At 65.1% G+C, this 1,629-nt stretch carries 1 protein-coding gene and 1 pseudogene; both read left to right on the top strand.

Going from position 1 to position 1,629, the window contains the following annotated elements; all coding sequences use genetic code 11:
- The coding region (locus EN893_RS32980) for a peroxidase family protein (RefSeq protein ID WP_348632532.1) at positions 1 to 1,158 on the top strand (1,158 nt) is incomplete at its 5' end.
- A 181-nt stretch (positions 1,159 to 1,339) separates the two neighbouring features.
- Positions 1,340 to 1,629 (top strand): annotated as a pseudogene (locus EN893_RS32975) (GNAT family N-acetyltransferase); the annotation flags it as partial.

The following is a 1,629-nucleotide window of genomic DNA, read 5'->3' as shown; positions in this document are numbered from 1 at the left end:
GGCGGCGCCGGTGCCGGGACCGTGCCGGATGCCCACGATCCGTCCAAGCGCCGCGCGCCTGCCATGCTGACCACCGATCTCGCACTGCGGGCCGATCCGGCCTACGAGAAGATCTCGCGGCGCTTCCATGAGCATCCGGACCATTTCGCCGACGCGTTTGCCCGCGCCTGGTACAAGCTGACCCATCGCGACATGGGTCCGATCGTTCGTTATCTCGGTCCGCTCGTGCCGAAGGAAGAGCTGATCTGGCAGGATCCGATCCCGGCGGTCGACCATGAACTGGTCGGCGAGCAGGACATTGCGTCGCTGAAGGCGAAGATCCTGGCATCGGGCCTGTCGGTCTCCGAATTGGTCTCGACTGCGTGGGCCTCGGCCTCGACGTTCCGCAATTCCGACAAGCGCGGAGGTGCCAATGGCGCACGCATCCGGCTGGCACCGCAGAAGGATTGGGACGTCAACCAGCCGGCTGAACTGTCGAAGGTGCTGGCGAAGCTGGAAGCCATCCAGAAGGAGTTCAACGCGGCACAGACCGGCGGGAAAAAGATCTCGCTGGCCGATCTCATCGTGCTCGGCGGTGTCGCCGCGGTCGAGAAGGCGGCGAAGGACGGCGGCCACGAAACCAAGGTGCCGTTCACGCCGGGCCGCATGGATGCTTCACAGGAACAGACCGATGTCCATTCCTTTGCCGCGCTCGAGCCGAAAGTCGATGGCTTCCGCAACTATGTCAGGGGCAAGCAGCCGATGTCGGTCGAGGCCATGCTGGTCGACCGCGCGCAATTGCTGTCGCTGACCGCGCCCGAGATGACGGTTCTGGTCGGCGGTCTGCGCGTGCTCGGCGCCAACACGGCCAAGTCGAAGCACGGCGTGCTCACCGACCGGCCGGGTACGTTGACCAACGACTTCTTCGTCAATCTGCTCAGCATGAACACGGTCTGGGATCCGGCGGCCGGCTCCGACGAAGTCTACGAGGCGCGTGACCGCAAGACCAAGGCGGTCAAGTGGACCGGCACCCGTGCCGACCTGATCTTCGGCTCGCACGCCCAGCTCCGCGCGCTTGCCGAGGTCTACGGGTCGGCGGACGCCAAGGCGAAATTCACCAGGGATTTCGTCGCTGCGTGGACCAAGGTGATGAACGCCGACCGCTTCGACATTGCCTGAACTCGCATAAGGCACTCCGGCGCAGCCGCGCCGGAGTGCCAATCCTCCCAAGGACATGAGATCGGGGCCGCGTTTCCAGCGATGGGAGCGCGGCCTTGTCGTAAGAGATTGCGCTTTGGTGGACCGTGCCTTCCTGGGCAGGGATGCTATCTTGCCGGTGTCGCGTCTCCGCCAGTGCACCATGATCGAAATCGTCAAACCCGCGCTCGAACATCTGCCGTCCTACAAGGCGGCGCTCGAACGCGGCTGGTCGCCGGACAATGTGCGGCTGATGGAGGCGACGCGCGAGCAGCTCGCGGCCATCGAAAAGGATCCCGTGGCCTTTCTTGCCGACCTCGACGATCCCCAGGCCAAGGGTGGCGCGATCAGTTTGCCAGACGGCAAAAAGGTGCCGCGCCTACCGGGCTTCCGCCGCTGGATCTGGGACGGCGAGGCGTCGGGCTCGATCGGCTTTCGCTGGCAGAAGGGCAC

The organism is Mesorhizobium sp. M7A.F.Ca.CA.004.04.2.1 (assembly GCF_004022825.1).
Taxonomy (GTDB): domain Bacteria; phylum Pseudomonadota; class Alphaproteobacteria; order Rhizobiales; family Rhizobiaceae; genus Mesorhizobium.
Note: the sequence above shows the minus strand (reverse complement) of the source record. Positions and strands in the feature narration are given on the sequence as shown.